Source organism: Chryseolinea sp. H1M3-3 (assembly GCF_029360725.1).
Lineage (GTDB): Bacteria > Bacteroidota > Bacteroidia > Cytophagales > Cyclobacteriaceae > Chryseolinea.
This window is the reverse complement of record NZ_JARKMY010000018.1, coordinates 173677-190959: the sequence shown is the minus strand read 5'-3', so window position 1 is coordinate 190959 and position 17283 is coordinate 173677. Positions and strand designations below refer to the sequence as shown.

Annotated in this window: 12 protein-coding genes; 8 read left to right on the top strand and 4 right to left on the bottom strand. The window is 41.7% G+C overall.

Annotated features, from left to right (window positions below):
- Positions 1-178 precede the first annotated feature (178 nt).
- Both trxA and dnaE read right to left on the bottom strand, forming a co-directional pair.
- Positions 179-502 carry a thioredoxin gene (trxA, locus tag P2W71_RS24835; protein WP_276374118.1) on the bottom strand — a complete coding sequence of 108 codons (324 nt, stop codon included), beginning with the start codon at positions 500-502 and terminating at the stop codon, positions 179-181.
- Between the two features lie 160 nt (positions 503-662).
- Positions 663-4850, bottom strand: coding sequence for a DNA polymerase III subunit alpha (gene dnaE, locus P2W71_RS24830; RefSeq protein ID WP_276374117.1), 4188 nt, complete (start codon positions 4848-4850; stop codon positions 663-665).
- Between the two features lie 485 nt (positions 4851-5335).
- Here dnaE and P2W71_RS24825 point away from each other — a divergent pair, with 485 nt between their 5' ends.
- The 8 genes from P2W71_RS24825 (at position 5336) to P2W71_RS24790 (ending at position 15195) form a co-directional block, all read left to right on the top strand.
- Positions 5336-6010: a succinate dehydrogenase cytochrome b subunit gene (locus P2W71_RS24825; RefSeq protein WP_276374116.1), complete on the top strand. Its 675-nt coding sequence runs from the start codon at positions 5336-5338 to the stop codon at positions 6008-6010.
- A gap of 21 nt (positions 6011-6031) precedes the next feature.
- Positions 6032-7951: a fumarate reductase/succinate dehydrogenase flavoprotein subunit gene (locus P2W71_RS24820; protein ID WP_276374115.1), complete on the top strand. Its 1920-nt coding sequence runs from the start codon at positions 6032-6034 to the stop codon at positions 7949-7951.
- 67 nt (positions 7952-8018) lie between these two features.
- A complete protein-coding gene (locus P2W71_RS24815) occupies positions 8019-8786 on the top strand; it encodes a succinate dehydrogenase/fumarate reductase iron-sulfur subunit (RefSeq protein WP_276374114.1) in 768 nt (255 codons plus the stop codon).
- A 213-nt stretch (positions 8787-8999) separates the two neighbouring features.
- A complete protein-coding gene (locus P2W71_RS24810; RefSeq protein WP_276374113.1) occupies positions 9000-10361 on the top strand; it encodes an LPP20 family lipoprotein in 1362 nt (453 codons plus the stop codon).
- A 74-nt stretch (positions 10362-10435) separates the two neighbouring features.
- Positions 10436-11005, top strand: a complete 570-nt coding sequence (locus P2W71_RS24805; protein ID WP_276374112.1) for a hypothetical protein — start codon at positions 10436-10438, stop codon at positions 11003-11005.
- 710 nt (positions 11006-11715) lie between these two features.
- Positions 11716-13827, top strand: a complete 2112-nt coding sequence (locus tag P2W71_RS24800; RefSeq protein ID WP_276374111.1) for a nitrite reductase — start codon at positions 11716-11718, stop codon at positions 13825-13827.
- Complete coding sequence (gene cobA, locus P2W71_RS24795) at positions 13824-14621, top strand: uroporphyrinogen-III C-methyltransferase (protein ID WP_276374110.1); 798 nt, start codon at positions 13824-13826, stop codon at positions 14619-14621. Before P2W71_RS24800 ends, cobA begins: the two co-directional genes overlap by 4 nt.
- A complete protein-coding gene (locus P2W71_RS24790) occupies positions 14608-15195 on the top strand; it encodes a bifunctional precorrin-2 dehydrogenase/sirohydrochlorin ferrochelatase (RefSeq protein WP_276374109.1) in 588 nt (195 codons plus the stop codon). Before cobA ends, P2W71_RS24790 begins: the two co-directional genes overlap by 14 nt.
- A 9-nt stretch (positions 15196-15204) precedes the next feature.
- Here the strand turns inward: P2W71_RS24790 and P2W71_RS24785 are convergent, their stop codons facing one another.
- Positions 15205-16416, bottom strand: coding sequence for an FAD-dependent oxidoreductase (locus tag P2W71_RS24785; protein ID WP_276374108.1), 1212 nt, complete (start codon positions 16414-16416; stop codon positions 15205-15207).
- Positions 16417-16422: 6 nt separating this feature from the next.
- Entirely contained in the window at positions 16423-17073 is a 651-nt protein-coding gene (gene pyrE / locus P2W71_RS24780; protein ID WP_276374106.1) for an orotate phosphoribosyltransferase, read from the bottom strand.
- Positions 17074-17283 lie beyond the last annotated feature (210 nt).

Genomic DNA, 17283 nt, shown 5'->3' with positions numbered 1-17283 from the left:
TTATCTAATTTCGGGTGTCACTGGCACAAAATGACTTTCAAAAAAATGCATTTCCAAAGAGAGTAAAAAAAAATTTGGGCGGTGTCTTATGCTTCTTGTCTTCAGCATGAAACTCCTGTATATTAAAAATGCCACCCAATTTGTAGGTGGCATTTTTAATATATATAGTGCTTTTAACTTAGGCGACTTGCGCAGCAAGTTTTTGGTTCAAAACTGATTTAGGTACAGCACCTACTTGTTTGTCGACAATTTGACCACCTTTGAAAACCAACAGCGTTGGAATGTTACGAACACCAAAACGAGCCGTAACATTGGGGTTCTCATCAACATTTAGTTTGCCAATGACAGCTTTGCCATCGTAGTCGTTTGCAAGTTCTTCAACTACAGGTCCAATCATTTTACAAGGTCCGCACCATTCTGCCCAGAAGTCTACCAGAACAGGTTTGTCGGAGTTAATAATTTGATCAAAATTGGCGTCATTAAGTTCAATTGCTTTTCCCATTGGCGTATTATTTAAATTTTTGTTAAGGTTCAATTACCGAACGTAAAGGTATATTTTTTAGTTCAAAGTAATTAATGATCATCGATTGAGATGTTCCCAGGGCGTCTTCTACACTCTTGCGGCCATACATAAACACTCAAACACATAAACACTCAAGCACTTATATGACCTCCACTTCCACCGCGCCGGCCTTCTTCATATGAACTGCCATCTCATTTACAGGGTTCACACGAAATTTTCGTGATAACAGTTCGAGGTTAATATTTTCTTTCTCATCCTGTATTTTGAGAAACAATGGTGTGCTGCCAGCATAAAGCTGACAAACGTCTTCAATAACGCCAATCATTTCTTCGGTTATATCAGTGGCATTAATACGTAGCTGAACGCCTTTGCTGCGTTTTAAACCCAGCTCGTTCAGCAGGTCGATATTCCGGATCTTGATTTCTACATTTTGCTGACCCCAGGTATTTTTAACAACGCCACCTTCCACAAATAGGAACCAACCGATGTTCATAAAATTCTTGAACTTGAGATAGTCTTCTCCAAACAAAGTAAACGTATAATTACTGGTATAGTCCTCTAGGGTAAACTTTCCAAAAGGTTTGCCGGTCTTGGTGGTGCGATGTTCGACGCCTGACACGATGCCGCCGAGCTTAATTTCACGACCAACCATATTTTCCAGATCCGTTAATTCTCCACAGGATGTCTTGCAAAATGCATTCATCTCAAACTTGAAGTTGTCTAACGGATGGCCTGAAATGTAAATGCCGACAACTTCTTTTTCGAGATTTAATTTTTCAATTTCCGTGAAAGGTTCAACATAATCGATTTTAGGCTTCGGCATTACAATTCCGGAACTTCCACCGAATAAACTCACTTGAGCGCTTTGTTCATCTTGCTGTGTTTTGGCAGCATACTTCATGGCTTTTTCAAGCAGATTTACCTCTCCGTCTTTTGCGAAAATATATTGCCGACGGTGAATACCAGTAAAGCAATCGAAGGCGCCAGACAGCGCGAGGCACTCAAAAGTTTTTTTGTTAACGCTGCGCTGATTCAACCGTTTTGCAAAATCAAAAATATCTTCGAAGGGACCTTTGGCATCACGTTCGTGGATAATGGCTTCAACCGCCGAGTCTCCAGCACCCTTGATGGCACCCAATCCGAAGCGTATTTCACCCAGTTTATTAACCTCAAAATAAATTCCGGATTCGTTAACATGAGGACCCAACACTTTTATTCCAAGGTTTCTACATTCTTCGATAAAGAATGTAACATTCTCAAGATTATTTTGTGAATGTGTCAACACTGCGGCCATGTATTCTGCAGGATAGTTTGCTTTTAAATAAGCAGTTTGGTAAGCAACCAGCGAGTAACATGTAGAGTGCGATTTGTTGAATGCATATTGCGCGAAGGCTTCCCAATCGGTCCAGATTTTTTCACAAATTTCTGGTGCGTGTCCATGCTGTTTACAGCCTTCGATGAATTTCCCTTTCATCTTGTCGAGAACTGCTTTTTGCTTCTTACCCATAGCCTTTCGAAGCACATCGGCGTCACCTTTACTGAAACCTGCAAGTTTTTGTGACAGCAACATAACCTGTTCCTGATAAACAGTGATGCCATAGGTTTCAGAGAGAAATTCTTCCATCGCTGGCAAGTCGTATTTGATGGGCTCTCGACCATGCTTGCGATTAATAAAAGCAGGAATGTATTCCATCGGACCTGGGCGATATAATGCATTCATCGCGATCAGATCTTCGAATTTGTCGGGCTTCAGCTGTCGCAAATATTTTTGCATACCAACACTTTCAAACTGGAATGTACCTGTCGTTTCGCCGCGTTGAAAAAGTTGATATGTCTTTACATCGTCTAGAGGGATGGTGTCAATGTCAATGGAAATGCCTTTACTTTTTTGAATGTTCTTTAAGGCAGTGTTGATAATAGAAAGGGTGGTAAGACCCAGGAAGTCCATTTTTAACATACCAGCGCTTTCTACAACGCTGTTATCAAACTGCGTAACCAGCATGTCTGAATCCCTTGCCGTCGATACTGGAACAAACTTAGTTAGATCATCGGGTGTGATAATAACACCGCATGCATGTGTTCCAGTATTTCTAACGGATCCTTCGAGAATTACTGCTTGTTGAAGAACTTGCGCTTTCAGATCTGATCCTTTTTTAAACTCGGCAAGTTCTTTCACTTCTGAAAAAGCTAAGTCAAGCGACGTACCTGGTCGTTCGGGAACCATCTTGGCCAGCAAGTTTGCTTCCGACAATGGCAACTCCATGACGCGCGCGCAGTCGCGAATGGAAGACTTGGCCGCCATGGTACCATAAGTAATGATTTGAGCGACTTGATTTTTGCCGTATTTGTCGATGACATATTTTAATACTTTATCGCGGCCTTCATCATCAAAATCAATATCAATATCAGGAAGTGAAACACGATCTGGATTTAAGAAACGTTCGAACAGTAAATCATATTTAATCGGATCAACATTTGTAATTCCAATACTGTAGGCTACAGCTGATCCTGCCGCCGACCCACGTCCTGGCCCGACAGAAACACCAATTTCTCTTGCTTTCGAAGTAAAATCCTGGACGATAAGAAAGTATCCTGGATAACCTGTTTTTTGAATGGTGTCCAATTCAAAGTCCAGGCGTTCGCGAAGCGCTGAAGATATTTCACCGTATTTTTTCTTAGCGCCTTCATAAGTTAGATAGCGCAAGTATTCGTCCTCAGTTTGAAATTCTTTCGGGATCTCAAATTTCGGAAGCAACACATTGCGTTCTAGTGTATAACTTTCGATTTTGTTGATGATCTCGCCAACAGTTTCAATTGCCTCTGGTAAGTCTCGGAAAATGGATTTCATTTCAGCCTGCGACTTAAAGTAGTACTCTGAATTAGCAAGGCCATACCGTGTACCCCGACCGTGTCCGATGGGTGTTGACTTAAATTCTCCTTCTTTAATACAGAGCAACACATCGTGTGCATTTGCTTCTTCTTTATCGATGTAAAAAGCCTCGTTTGCCGCAAAATATTTTACGCCATGTTTTTTAGCGAAACGCAAAAGGGTTTCGTTGACGTGATCTTCCTCCCGTATACCATGGCGGTTTAATTCAACATAGAAATCCTCACCAAAAATAGAATGCCACCATTTGAATGCTTCTTCCGCTTGTTTTTCACCCACACTGAGAATTAAATGCGGTATCTCGCTGGATAGCGATCCCGTGGTGGCAATAAGATCCTGCTTATATTGTTCGACCAATGCTTTGTCAATACGCGGATGAATTCCGTATAGGCCTTCCGTGAAACCGTATGAACTTAGCTTGGCTAGATTGTGATAACCATTTTTATTTTTGGCAAGCAAAACCTGGGTGAAACGCTTGTCAGGGTTGTCTTTGGTGAACTTTAGTTTTTGCCGTTCCTCAGCAATGTAAAATTCACAGCCCACGATAGGCTTGATTTCATGGTTAAGTGCTTCGCGAACAAATTTAAAAGCACCATACATGTTCCCTAAGTCGGTAATTGCAACCGCCGGCATACCCAACGCTTTTGCTTTCGACACAAGCGTTTTAATTTCAGGTGTCGCCTGCAGCACAGAAAATTGTGAATGAACATGAAGATGAACGAAGGGAGCATCCGTAACGACAACGTTATCTTCACCAAGTTTGTAAGCTGCTTCTTTTAACTTTTCTCGTTTGGTGAAGTTCGCAGCTTCAAGATTAGGTTCTTCGTATTCAATTTCTTCAATGGGAGTTGCATCGAACGGCTTCGCTACTTTTTGTTTTAACAAGCCGAAAAAACACCGGGCGGTCGCAGCGACATCGTAAGAGGCATCATGCGCATCACCAAAATCTTTGTTAAAAAGTTTTTTATGCAATTCGAGAAGGGTTGGCATTTTTAATTTGCCGCCAATACCGCCTTGAAATTGACAAAACTCCGTTGCCGTCAGGCCTGTATCAAGTTTACTTAGTCTTAAGAGTACGTCGGGATCAATTTTCTGGCGAATACATTCCGCACCGATAATATTGATATCGAATTCAATATTATGACCGACCACGAGTGATGTTCGCCCAAGGTCCTCAGCCAACAAGTCTAATACTTTGCTCAGCTCATGACCCTCTTCGAGCGCTCTTTTTGTGGAGATGCCGTGAACCTGTTCTGCTTTAAAGGGAATATCAAAACCGTCGGGCTTTACAAGGTAGTTGTGCTGCGATAAAATTTTGCCTTTTTCGTTATGAAGTTGCCATGCGATTTGTACAAGCCGTGGCCAGTTATCAAGGTCAGTAATCGGAGCAGTTTTATTATGAGGAAGTCCCGTTGTCTCGGTATCAAAAATTAAATACATTCTTAGTTATAAAAAGTGTGGTGGCTGTAAAGTTAAATTGTGGCCCCGCCATACCAAACAAATTTTTTCTCAATTAAAATCAATGAATGAAAACAACGGGTCTGACTGAACTTTCTGCCTAACTCGTTTGAAGCATCTTTTTCAATTTGGGAACGCGTTGCGGTTTTGACTCTTATTTCGGCCTACGAAAGCGCAAAATGGAGTTTAATAAGCTGGCCTACAATACATTATGATCTAGCACAATTATTGGCTTATGGGGACAAAACCTTAACACAAATATGAAACAGTCTATTAAAGCCATTTGCAGATTTATCGAAAAAGAATGGTTTTTGTTGATCACTGTATCCGCCATTACTATCATCATTACTTTATTTGAGGTATTCAATTAGCCTCAAAACATTATTTAAATAAGTTCTAAAGTAATTCTTTGCTTGGTAGACTAGGGTTTGAGAAGTATTTTTCGGGCAAAATTCTAAAACCTTAGTATGAATTGGTTTATAAAGCTTCTGTCGAGCACGATAGGCAGAAAACTTCTCATGGCCTTAACAGGTCTTTTCCTCATTCTCTTTTTGGTGGTTCATTTGATCGGAAATCTTCAGCTGTTGAAAAATGATGACGGCGAATCATTTAATGTGTATGCCCAATTCATGACGAGCAATCCTTTGATCATGACTATCTCTTATGTCAATTATGCCTGCATCCTTCTTCATATTCTATGGGCGCTTTTGTTGACTATTGGAAATAAGAATGCTCGTGGCGGACAGGGATATGCAGTTATAAAAAATTCTTCTCCCTGGACTTCACGAAATATGGGAATTTTAGGAACATTTATTTTGATCTTCCTCGTTATTCACTTGCGTGGATTTTGGTATGAAATGCACTGGGGAGGCATTCCAACTGCAAATTATGATGGCGTTGAAGTCAAGAACCTGTATGCTACCGTGAATGAGGCGTATTCAAATGTATGGTATGTAGCTGTTTATGTTTTTAGTATGCTCATGCTGGCTTTTCACTTATGGCATGGCTTTGCCAGTGCATTTCAAACGCTCGGTTTAAACCACTTGAAATACAATTCTCTTATTGCCAATGTTGGTAGAGCATTCGCGATCATCATCCCCGCTTTATTTGCATTGATTCCAATTTGGATGTTCCTAGATTAAATTTCAGCTCTTCTATTATATATGAAATTAGATTCAAAAATTCCTGATGGGCCGCTGGCCGACAAATGGACCAAGCACAAGTTTAACCTCAAACTGGTCAACCCTGCCAATAAGCGCAAGTATGATATCATTGTGGTTGGAACAGGGCTCGCAGGTGCGTCGGCGGCCGCATCGTTAGGTGAGCTTGGCTATAATGTAAAAGCTTTCTGTTTTCAGGATAGCCCGCGGAGAGCACACAGCATCGCCGCCCAAGGTGGTATAAATGCCGCGAAAAATTATCAAAATGATGGCGATAGTGTCCACCGGCTTTTTTACGATACAATCAAAGGGGGCGACTATCGTGCGCGTGAAGGAAATGTGTACCGGCTTGCGCAGGTCAGTGTCAACATAATAGATCAGTGCGTTGCACAGGGAGTTCCATTCGCCCGTGAATACGGTGGATTGCTTGCCAACCGCTCTTTCGGTGGTGCGCAGGTATCCAGAACGTTTTATGCACGCGGACAAACAGGACAACAACTTTTGCTCGGTGCATATTCGGCCTTGAACCGCCAGATTGCAAATGGAAAGGTGAAAATGTATCCGCGTACGGAAATGCTGGACCTCGTTTTAGTGGATGGTAAAGCGCGCGGCATTATTGCCAGAGATCTGGTAACAGGAAAAATTGAGTCGCATAGCGCCCACGCTGTGTTGTTATGTACTGGCGGATATGGAAACGTATTTTTTCTTTCCACCAATGCCAAAGGAAGTAACGCGACGGCTATCTGGAGAGCACACAAGAAAGGAGCATTATTCGGAAATCCTTGTTTTACGCAAATACACCCTACCTGTATTCCTGTCTCCGGAGATCATCAGTCAAAATTAACATTGATGTCTGAGTCTTTGCGGAACGATGGGCGGGTATGGGTTCCAAAAACTTCCCGTCCAGGTTTAAAAGCAAAAGAGGCTGTAAACATTCCGGAAGTTGAAAGAGATTATTTCCTGGAAAGAAGATATCCTTCCTTTGGTAACCTCGTCCCTCGGGATGTTGCTTCCCGCAATGCAAAAAACATGTGCGACGAAGGTAGAGGTGTAGGCTCCGGGTTAGCCGTATTTCTTGACTTCTCAGATGCGATCAAGCGCGATGGAAAAAAGGTTATTGAAGCAAAGTATGGTAACCTGTTTGATATGTATCAACAGATTACAGGTGATAACCCCTACGAAGTACCGATGATGATTTACCCTGCCGTACACTATACAATGGGCGGCCTATGGGTAGATTATAATCTCATGACAACGATTCCCGGATTGTATGCGCTGGGTGAAGCCAATTTCTCCGATCATGGTGCCAACCGCTTAGGTGCAAGTGCTTTGATGCAAGGACTGGCAGATGGTTATTTTGTAATTCCGTATACCATTGGAGATTATTTGGCAGGATTGTCAAGTGAGAAGGTGAGTACAGACCGCCCGGAATTTAAAGAAGCGTTAGAAAAAGTAAATGCTACACTAAATAAATTCCTGTCAATAAAAGGAAAGAAGACGGTGGATCAGTTTCATCGTGAGCTCGGTTTAACCATGTGGGACTATTGTGGTATGGCGCGGAATGCCGAAGGTCTTAGAAAAGCTAAAAGTAAAATTCAGCAGTTAAAGGCTGAGTTTTGGCAAAACGTCAACGTACTGGGTAGTTCAACAGAACTAAATCAGGAACTTGAAAAAGCGATGCGTGTTGCGGACTTTATGGAGCTGGGAGAATTGATGGTAGATGACGCCTTACATCGCGAAGAATCATGTGGCGGACATTTCAGAGAAGAGTCACAAACTCCAGACGGTGAAGCGCAACGCAAGGATGATTTATTCACGTACGCAGCTGCCTGGGAGTATAAAGGGGATAATCAACCTGAAGAACTGCATAAGGAAGAATTAATATTTGAGAACGTTAAATTGACTCAAAGAAGCTATAAGTAAATGAAACTGTTTATCGAAGTGTTAAACTACAACACTTCGAACTCCAACACTTCAACACTTTATAAACATGAAGATTACACTTAAGATTTGGCGGCAGAAAAATAAAGGTGACAAAGGATCCTTTAAAGAATATAAACTTGATCACGTTTCCCCTGACATGTCCTTTCTGGAAATGTTGGACGTATTAAACAATGAACTCATTGTAAAGGGGGAAGAGTCTGTTGCTTTTGATCACGATTGTCGTGAAGGTATATGCGGCATGTGCAGCCTGTATATTAACGGGCGGCCGCACGGACCACAACAAACTACAACCTGCCAGCTTCACATGCGTACATTTTCCGATGGTGAAACGATTACAATTGAACCATGGAGAGCAAAAGCATTTCCCGTCATTAAAGATTTAATTGTAGATCGCGGCGCTTTCGACCGGATTCAACAGGCAGGTGGGTATGTATCTGTCAATACCGGCGGTGTGCCAGACGCTAACGTTATTCCTATTCCTAAGAAAGTTGCGGATGAAGCTTTCGATTCGGCGGCGTGTATCGGCTGTGGGGCGTGCGTTGCGGCATGTAAGAACGCTTCCGCTATGTTATTTGTGAGCGCAAAAGTTTCTCAATTAGCTTTATTACCACAAGGGAAGCCAGAGCGAAAAGAGCGTGTAGAAAAAATGGTAGCCCAAATGGATGCTGAAGGATTTGGTGCCTGCACGAACACTGGTGCGTGCGAAGCGGAATGTCCAAAGGCCATTAGTTTATCCAATATTGCCCGAATGAACAGGGAATATTACGGTGCATCCTTTACCTCTTACGAAGTGGTTGCCAAGGGCGAAGACTAAAAGTAACCGCTTGCTGTTTTAACCTGGAAGCAACTGTAGAGTTTGGGTTCAGGTATTACGTCTGCTTTCGGCTTTCTCCATCCTTATTCATTGGCATGTAATAAACTTGCCCCTTTTGCCCATATTGTAAATCCCTGCCCGCTTAGATTTGCCTTAAATGAAATTGGCACGGATGTGGCAATTACTTAACCAGAAATCCCTAACGGTTATTTTGTGAAGAGATTCTTTATAGTTCTTCTCGTTTTAGCAAGTTGTAGTCCTAAGGTTCAGCCGGACCCTGAATCGTTAAAACCTTCGTGGTTGAAAACGACACCGTATCAGGATGGCTATTACACCGGTATTGGTCACAGTATAAAAAACGGCTCTAATAACTACATTCAGGCTGCTAAGAAAAGCGCACTAGATGATTTGGTGTCTGAAATAAAAGTGAACGTTTCCAGTACTTCTATTCTCAATCAGATTGAAGTGGATAAAAAACTTTCTGAGCAATACGAACAAATCATTCAGACTACTGCCGCCGATGAAATTGAAGAATTTGAACTTGTAGATGCATGGGAAGATGCATCAAACTACTGGGTTTACTACAGGCTTTCAATTGCACGTTATAGACAAATCAAAGAGGAGCAAAAGAGGAACGCAAAGATATTGGCGATGGATTACTTACAAAAAGGAAAACAAGCCGAGAATAATGGGGAACGCCTGCAAGCGATGAGTTTTTATTTTCAGGCCTTTCGATCCATTGAAAAATATCTGGGCGAAGCAATACCCGTTACCATCGAAAGCAGAGAAGTTCTTTTAGGAAATGAAATTTATGCTTCATTACAAGGTGTGTTAAATAAGATTACCGTCCAGGTGGAACCCGCAGAAATTTTGGTTAACCGCAGGGTTAATCAAACGGCGCAAACGGTCATTACAAAATGTTCGTACAACGATTCAGCTCAACCGGTAAAATCGCTACCACTTCACGCCTCATTTAAAAAAGGAGAGGGTGATATTTATCCGAGGTACAAGACAGATGATAATGGGCAAACTAAAATACTTATTAACAAAATTGATTCGAAGGAAATAGATCAGACGATTGAACTTAAGGTGGACATTGATGCATTGAGTGGCGCCGGTGAATCACCAATTTATACCTTGGTCACTAAAACACTTAGAGTGCCTAGCGCCCACGTTATGTTAAAAGTGCAACGGCCTATGGTGTATTTAACTTCGGAAGAGAAGAGTTTCGGCCTAGACAAAAGCAATGAACAAATTACAAACAAATTAAAAAACCTGCTGGCAAGAAATGGTTTTGAATTTACCAACACACGCGCATCTGCAGATTTATGGTTTGATGTAAAATCCGATGCTGAAAAAGGTTCAGTCACCGGGAGTATTTATGTGACTTACTTAACAAGTGTTATAAAAGTACTTGCAGTGAAAGAAGGTAAAGAGATTTATGAAACAACCCTTGACCGCATAAAAGGCTACGGGTTGGACTATGATAAATCCAGTGTTGATGCCTATAACAAAGCCGTGGAAACGCTGGAGAAAGAAAGAATAAATGAATTATTGAATACCGTGCTGCAATAGCCTTAATGTGAGGCATTTGAGTTTGGTATCGAAATTGTTTAACATATATTATAAACCAAATTTCCAATTGAACTATGAAAAACTTGAGCTATGCTACCCTAATGCTAGTATTGCTTGGTGGAGTCTTTATGATCGGCTGTAAAGGGAAAGAGAAGATTCCAAAAGGGGAGACAGAAGTGGTGGTTCCTTGCTCCGGGCCGGATTTTTTCACAACCAATAAATTCTTTAGAGCTAACTCAATTGGTGAAAGCCAGGACCAGGTAACTTCTAAAAAGAAAGCATTGGCAAATGCACGTGCCGAACTTGCTGCAAGCATCCAAACAACCGTGAAAGCCGTAACGGACAACTACACGAATTCACGTGAAATGAATAACAAAGAGCAAGTTGAAGAACGCTTTGAACAGCTCAACCGTGAAATCGTTGATCAGAAACTTACAGGGATAAAAACGATTTGTGAAAAGCTTATGAAGACGGATCAGGTAACTTATAAAACATACATTGCCATCGAGTTATCTGCAGAAGAACTAGTAGCAACATACAATGAACGTTTGTCAAAAGATGATCGATTAAAAATTGATTACGACTACGAAAAATTCAAAGAGACTTTTGATAAGGAAATGGAAAAGATGGGTAAGGAAAATTAAACATCTGAAGTAGTATTGAAATTGAATGCTCCGAATACCGGAGCATTTTTTTTACCCCTTCCGCCGGTTTCAGTTGCTACCAAGGCTGAAATGCGAATGGTTAAGGTCGATGCTCAATGACATGGTTTATTCAACCTATCCTTCTGGATTTTTAGCGGTCAATTTTAACGCCGACTTTTAACTGCCTAAGGTGAAAGCAGAACCCATGAGATCTGACTAAGAAGCTTGAGTTGGCCACGAAGAGAAATGAAAGCTTTATAAGATTTAAGTGAGGGCAGAGCTGAGGCGAGGGCTGCGCAGTTAGTGAATGACCGGATTAGAATCCATTTATACATGAAAGACCGTTAGTAAAAATAACCCCATTGTCATATCTGCCGTTGAAAAGACATGGCATTTAACAAATTCATTTCCATCGATTGCACCACTGGCTAACAGTTGTTAAGATTAATAATCTACATTTTTTATAGAATTTCGATTTGATAATTGTTACCATTGACCTAATTTCGTAATCAATATGACAAAGTATTTAACCTGTTTTTGTAAGAATTGCAATGTAGCTGCGTGTTGGTGCTGTAAACATGGAGCAAACAGGATTGCCGGATACGTTAATGGTCTAAAGTAAACTGAAAACACAAAAGAACATAACGAGCCTTTCCTGCAAGAACTGGAAGGGCTTTTTTTATTGAATATAACCCTATACTACTGATAACATGGAAAGCTTCCGCTCAGAACTTGAAGATTTGAACAACCCAATCGTTGCGCGCGACATCATTGATCTTGAAAGTAAGATCAGACTTTTTCGAGATGGTAAAATTGATGAAGAAAAATTCCGTAGCCTTCGTTTGGCACGTGGTATATATGGTCAGCGGCAGCCGGGTGTACAGATGGTGCGTATTAAATTTCCATTAGGCCGGATTACAACCAAACAAATCCGACGGGTAGCTGACATTTCAGATGAATATGCGAGCAGCAATCTTCATGCGACTACCCGCCAGGATATTCAAATTCACTTTGTAAGCTTAGACAAAACGCCCGAGCTCTGGACTAAATTAGAACAGGATAAGATCACCACCCGTGAAGCCTGTGGTAATACCGTTCGTAATGTCACAGCTTCTGATACAGCAGGGATTGACCCGAAAGAACTCTTTGATGTGTCTCCGTATGCCTATGAAGTATTCAGATATTTCTTACGCAACCCTATTTGCCAGGAGATGGGACGCAAATTTAAAATTGCCTTTTCCTCGAGCGATGACGATACAGCATATGTATTTATTCATGACTTAGGTTTCATTCCAAGAATTGTTGACGGGAAACGTGGTTTTAAGGTGGTCATCGGCGGAGGCCTGGGCGCAAACCCCACTTTAGCGCAATTGGCTTACGAATTCCTCGAAGAAGACCAGGTTATTCCACTCTGTGAAGCTGTTCTGAGGGTTTTCGACCGGTATGGCGAGCGAAACCGCAGAATGAAGGCCAGAATGAAATTTTTGATGAATGATATCGGGCTCGAAAAGTTAATGGCCCTGGTTCAGGAGGAGCGAATAGCATTAAAAAATAAGTCATATAAGATTGATACCAATGTTCTGCCCGAGCCAGAACTTCCACCCGTAATCGTGGCAGAAGATGTAGTCGTGTCCAATGAACAGAAATACCAATTGTGGCGTGAGACAAATGTTTTCGAACAAAAACAAAAAGGTTTCTTTGGTGTGTACGTCAAGCTTCCGTTGGGCGATATGTCCACGAAACTTGCGCGCCAGTTTGCTGATGTTATTGATTTATATGCATCGACTGAATTTCGCATAACTATCAACCAAGGTTATTTGCTTCGGTTTGTTCGCCCCGAAGCGTTGAAGCTTTTATATCTGGCACTTGATAAACTGGGGTTGGCTGAACCCGGGTTTGATAGCGTTGCAGATGTTACGGCCTGCCCTGGCACGGATTCATGTAACCTTGGAATTTCGGATAGTACATCCATAGCTTTGGAACTTGAAAAAGTTGTGCGTGAAGAATTCCCTGGCTTGATTTCAAACCAGGACATTAAAATAAAAATCAGCGGTTGCCCTAACTCTTGTGGGCAGCATGGTTTAGCAAGTATTGGTCTTCATGGAAGCACGATAAAGGACAAGCAAGGAAAAGTATTACCAGCGTTAGTAGTATTACTCGGAGGGGCCAGGGTAAAAGGAGGGGAAGGTATTATCTCTGATAAGATCATCAAAATACCAAGTAAGCGTGGCCCTCAGGCGCTACGTGTTCTTTTAACAGACTACGAAGAAAATAGCTTTGATGGAGAATACTATCATGACTATTTCAAACGATTAGGCAGAAATCATTTTTATCAACTGCTAAAACCATTGGGAGATATTACCGCCACAACTCCAGAGGAATACATCGATTGGGGCCAAGAGAAAAATTTTATTTTACATACAGCTGTAGGGGAATGTGCCGGCGTAATGATTGATCTCGTTTCTACACTGTTAAACGATTCGGAAGATAAATTGAAATGGGCGAAAGAAGCGTATGATCAAAAACAATATGCAGACTCGATTTATCATAGCTACAGTGCATTCATAAATACGGCAAAGTCATTGCTGCTTGTTCGCGAAATTAAGCCAAGTACACAGTATCAAACCATTTCAGATTTCCAACGTGAGTTTGTGGATTCAGGTGTATTTGAATTTGCAGGAAGCTTTAAAGATTACGTGTTAAGCATCAACAAAAATGAACCTTCGGATAGTTTTGCATTATCTTATTTAACTGAGTCTGCAAAATTCCTGGATAGTGTGTTGGCTTATCGTGCCGCGGAAAAAGAAGTAATGGAAAAATGACGTCACCAATCTTTACATTGCACGGATCTCCTCGTTTAACGTTGGTAGGAGCAGGGCCTGGTGATCCTGAACTTATCACGCTGAAAGGAATAAATGCTATTAAGGCAGCGGAGGTTGTTTTATATGATGCGCTGGTGTCCAAGGAGATTTTGCAGTTAATCCCTTCAGATGTTCCAGCCCTTTCGGTAGGAAAACGCGCGGGGTCGCATGAATATTCTCAAGAAGAAATCAACGAACTCATTGTTGAGTTTGCGTACTTGTATGGCCACGTCGTTCGTTTGAAGGGAGGCGATTCTTTTGTGTTCGGGCGTGGAGCAGAAGAAATGGAATATGCGCAAGCACATGGCATACAAACCTATGTCATTCCTGGAGTCAGCAGCGCTATTGCTGTGCCTGCAAGTTTAAATATCCCAGTTACAGCGCGAGGTATAAGTGAGAGTTTCTGGGTTGTAACGGGTACTACCAAAGCTGGCCAGATATCGGGGGATGTTGGTTTGGCCGCCCAATCAAATGCAACGGTGGTGATTTTGATGGGACTCAAAAAAATTAAAGAAATCATGTGGTTGTTTGAATCGCATGGAAAGGGTGAAACACCTGTGGCGGTAATTCAAAATGGCACCTTGCCAAATCAAAAGATCGTGGTTGGCACGGTTTCTAGCATAGCACATCTAACCACAGCAGAGCATTTGGGGCCACCAGCCATCATCGTCGTAGGAGAAGTTGTAAGGCAGGCCAACGCATTGAAGGAAATAACGTACGAAGCTGTAGGGCAATACCAATATGGAACGCAATAATCTATTTCCGATTTTTTTAAAATTAGAGTCATTGGAGACGCTGATTGTTGGGGGAGGTAATGTTGGATTAGAAAAGTTAACCAATATCCTGAAAAATAGTCCGACAGCTAAAATCTCTTTAGTAGCGAGAACGATTCATGAACCAATCAGAACTTTGGCAGCGCAGCATGAGAACGTCAAATTGTTTGAGCGTAATTTTAAACTGTGGGATCTTTGGAATAAAGATCTTTTGATTCTCGCAACAGACAACCGGAATCTTCACGAGACCATTCGAAAATTTGCGCGTACGCGAAGATTGCTTATCAATGTTGCTGATACTCCCGATTTATGTGATTTCTATTTGGGTTCCGTCGTCACTAAAGGAAACTTAAAAATTGGAATTTCTACGAATGGAAAATCTCCTACCATTTCGAAACGCATCCGCGAATATCTTGAAGAAGCGTTACCGGAGGAGACCAATGATTTGCTCGACAACATGAGTAAAATACGAGAGCAGATTAAGGGAGATTTTAGTCAGAAGGTGAAAATTCTAAACGAGGTCACCGCGACCTGGCTAAAGACTGAACAAGCGTAACTTATTCATTTATTCAATTCTGTTTTTCAACAAAAAGAGCGTTGGCACCTTTTGATCGCCCGATAATATTTTTGCTACCATTTGGCCAAGAGCGGGTCCATGCTTAAAACCATGTCCTGATCCGCCGCCAAGGACGAACGCATTTGATGTTGCGGGAAGCAGATCAAAAATAAAATTACCATCGGGCGAATTTTCATAGGGGCATACGCGATTTTCAATTAATGGTGCGTGTTTTAAACTAGGAAAACGATGCGTAATAAATCGACGGGCTTTATCCAACGTTTCCGGATCAAGAATGTGATCTCCGGAGGTAGGATCAAATTTTTCTCCTCGTATGTCTACCCCAAGTTTGAATCCGCGATTTGAATTTCCTGGAATACCATAATAAAAATCTTTACCGTCAACGTCTACCCATACCGGTAGCTGATCATAAGCAAGTGACTCGTGAGAAGGAACGCCAAAGTAATATACTTCTTGTTTGGAACAGGTAATGACATCACCCAGCACATCAGGAAATACTTTTCCCAACCACGATCCACAAGCAAAAATATATGCATCTGCTTCTAAGTGATTTCCATTTGAAAGGGATACACCGCAAAGTTTATCAGATGAAATTGCTTTTGGTTTTACAAAAGACTGTATATAATCTCCGCCTTCTTTTATGAAACACGTGCTCACGGCCTGTACAGATTGACGTGCTTGTAAATATCCACCATAAGGATCAAAATAAGCATGGTGTAAATCGTCAACATATATCAGCGGAAATCTCTTTCTTAACTCCAGCGGTGACAGGTATTGATATTCCATGCGATGTTTCTGGGCGAAGGGTAATGAGTCATCAACCAATGGTGTTGTCTCTTCGTAACAAAACCACAATACCCCTGTGTTATGGAATAATTGTTGTCCGAACGATCGCTGGTTTTCTTTCCAAAGTGCTAGCGCCTGTACATTCAAGTCAAAGTATAACTCGTTAGCGCCATAGGTTGACCGGATCACACGTGTTTCATCTCCTGAACTTGATCGGCTATGTGCCGGACCCCATGCATCTATTAGCGTTACTTTAAATCCTTCTCGCAATAAGTAAAGTGAAGTCCATGAACCGAACGCACCAGCACCGACAACAATTACACTGGAGCCTTTCTCAAATGTGGGAAGGACACTTTGCTGTGTCGCTGCTGAAGCATGCTGAGGGGAGAAAGTATTTAAATTTGATCTTGACACCGGAAGTTATTTTTTCCAATTCGATGGATCAACGCGCCATGCTTTGAGCGAAACCATCTGATCCTCGGAAATATATTGTTCCTCTAATGCGTACTTCAATAGGTTAGGATAGTCGCACAAACTAATCAATGAAGTATTCGCATCATAAAAATTGCGTGTTGCAATATCAAATCCATAGTTGAAAATGGAAACCATTCCCAGTACATCGAAACCAGCTTCGCGTAGGGCTTGTGTTGCTTTTAAAGAGCTTCCACCGGTAGAGACCAAATCCTCCACTACGACAACCTTTTGTCTCTTTACAATTTTCCCTTCTATTAAATTCTCCATTCCGTGGTCTTTCGGCTTTGGCCTGACATATAAGAATGGCAAGTTTAGAAGGTCTGCGACCAATGCACCTTGCGCTATACCTGCCGTTGCAACACCTGCGATCGATTCTGCCGTGAAGAAATTTTCACGTATTGCCTGCGCGAGTGCGTGTTTAATCGTAGTCCGGATTTCGGGATATGATAAGGAAAGTCTGTTGTCGCAGTAAATAGGTGATTTCCATCCTGAACTCCACGAAAATGGTTTTTCTGTATTTAGCTTGATAGCTTGAATTTGAAGTAACATCGCCGCAATTTTGCCTGCTGTCTCTTCCTGTACTTTGATAATTGGCATAATTGCGAAAGGTATAAAAAAGTGCTGAAGTGTTACGGTACGAGGTGTTGAAGTTTTGGCAGACAGAAAGCCACGTCCATATTTGATTTCAGGTTCAGCCACAAAAAGAGCGACGAGTGGGTTAACCTGTTTAAAAGTTTTGTCGGTTATTGTAAAAAGTTCTAAATCTACTTGCCTGCATGGGATTTATTTATTCTTTTGCGATCATGG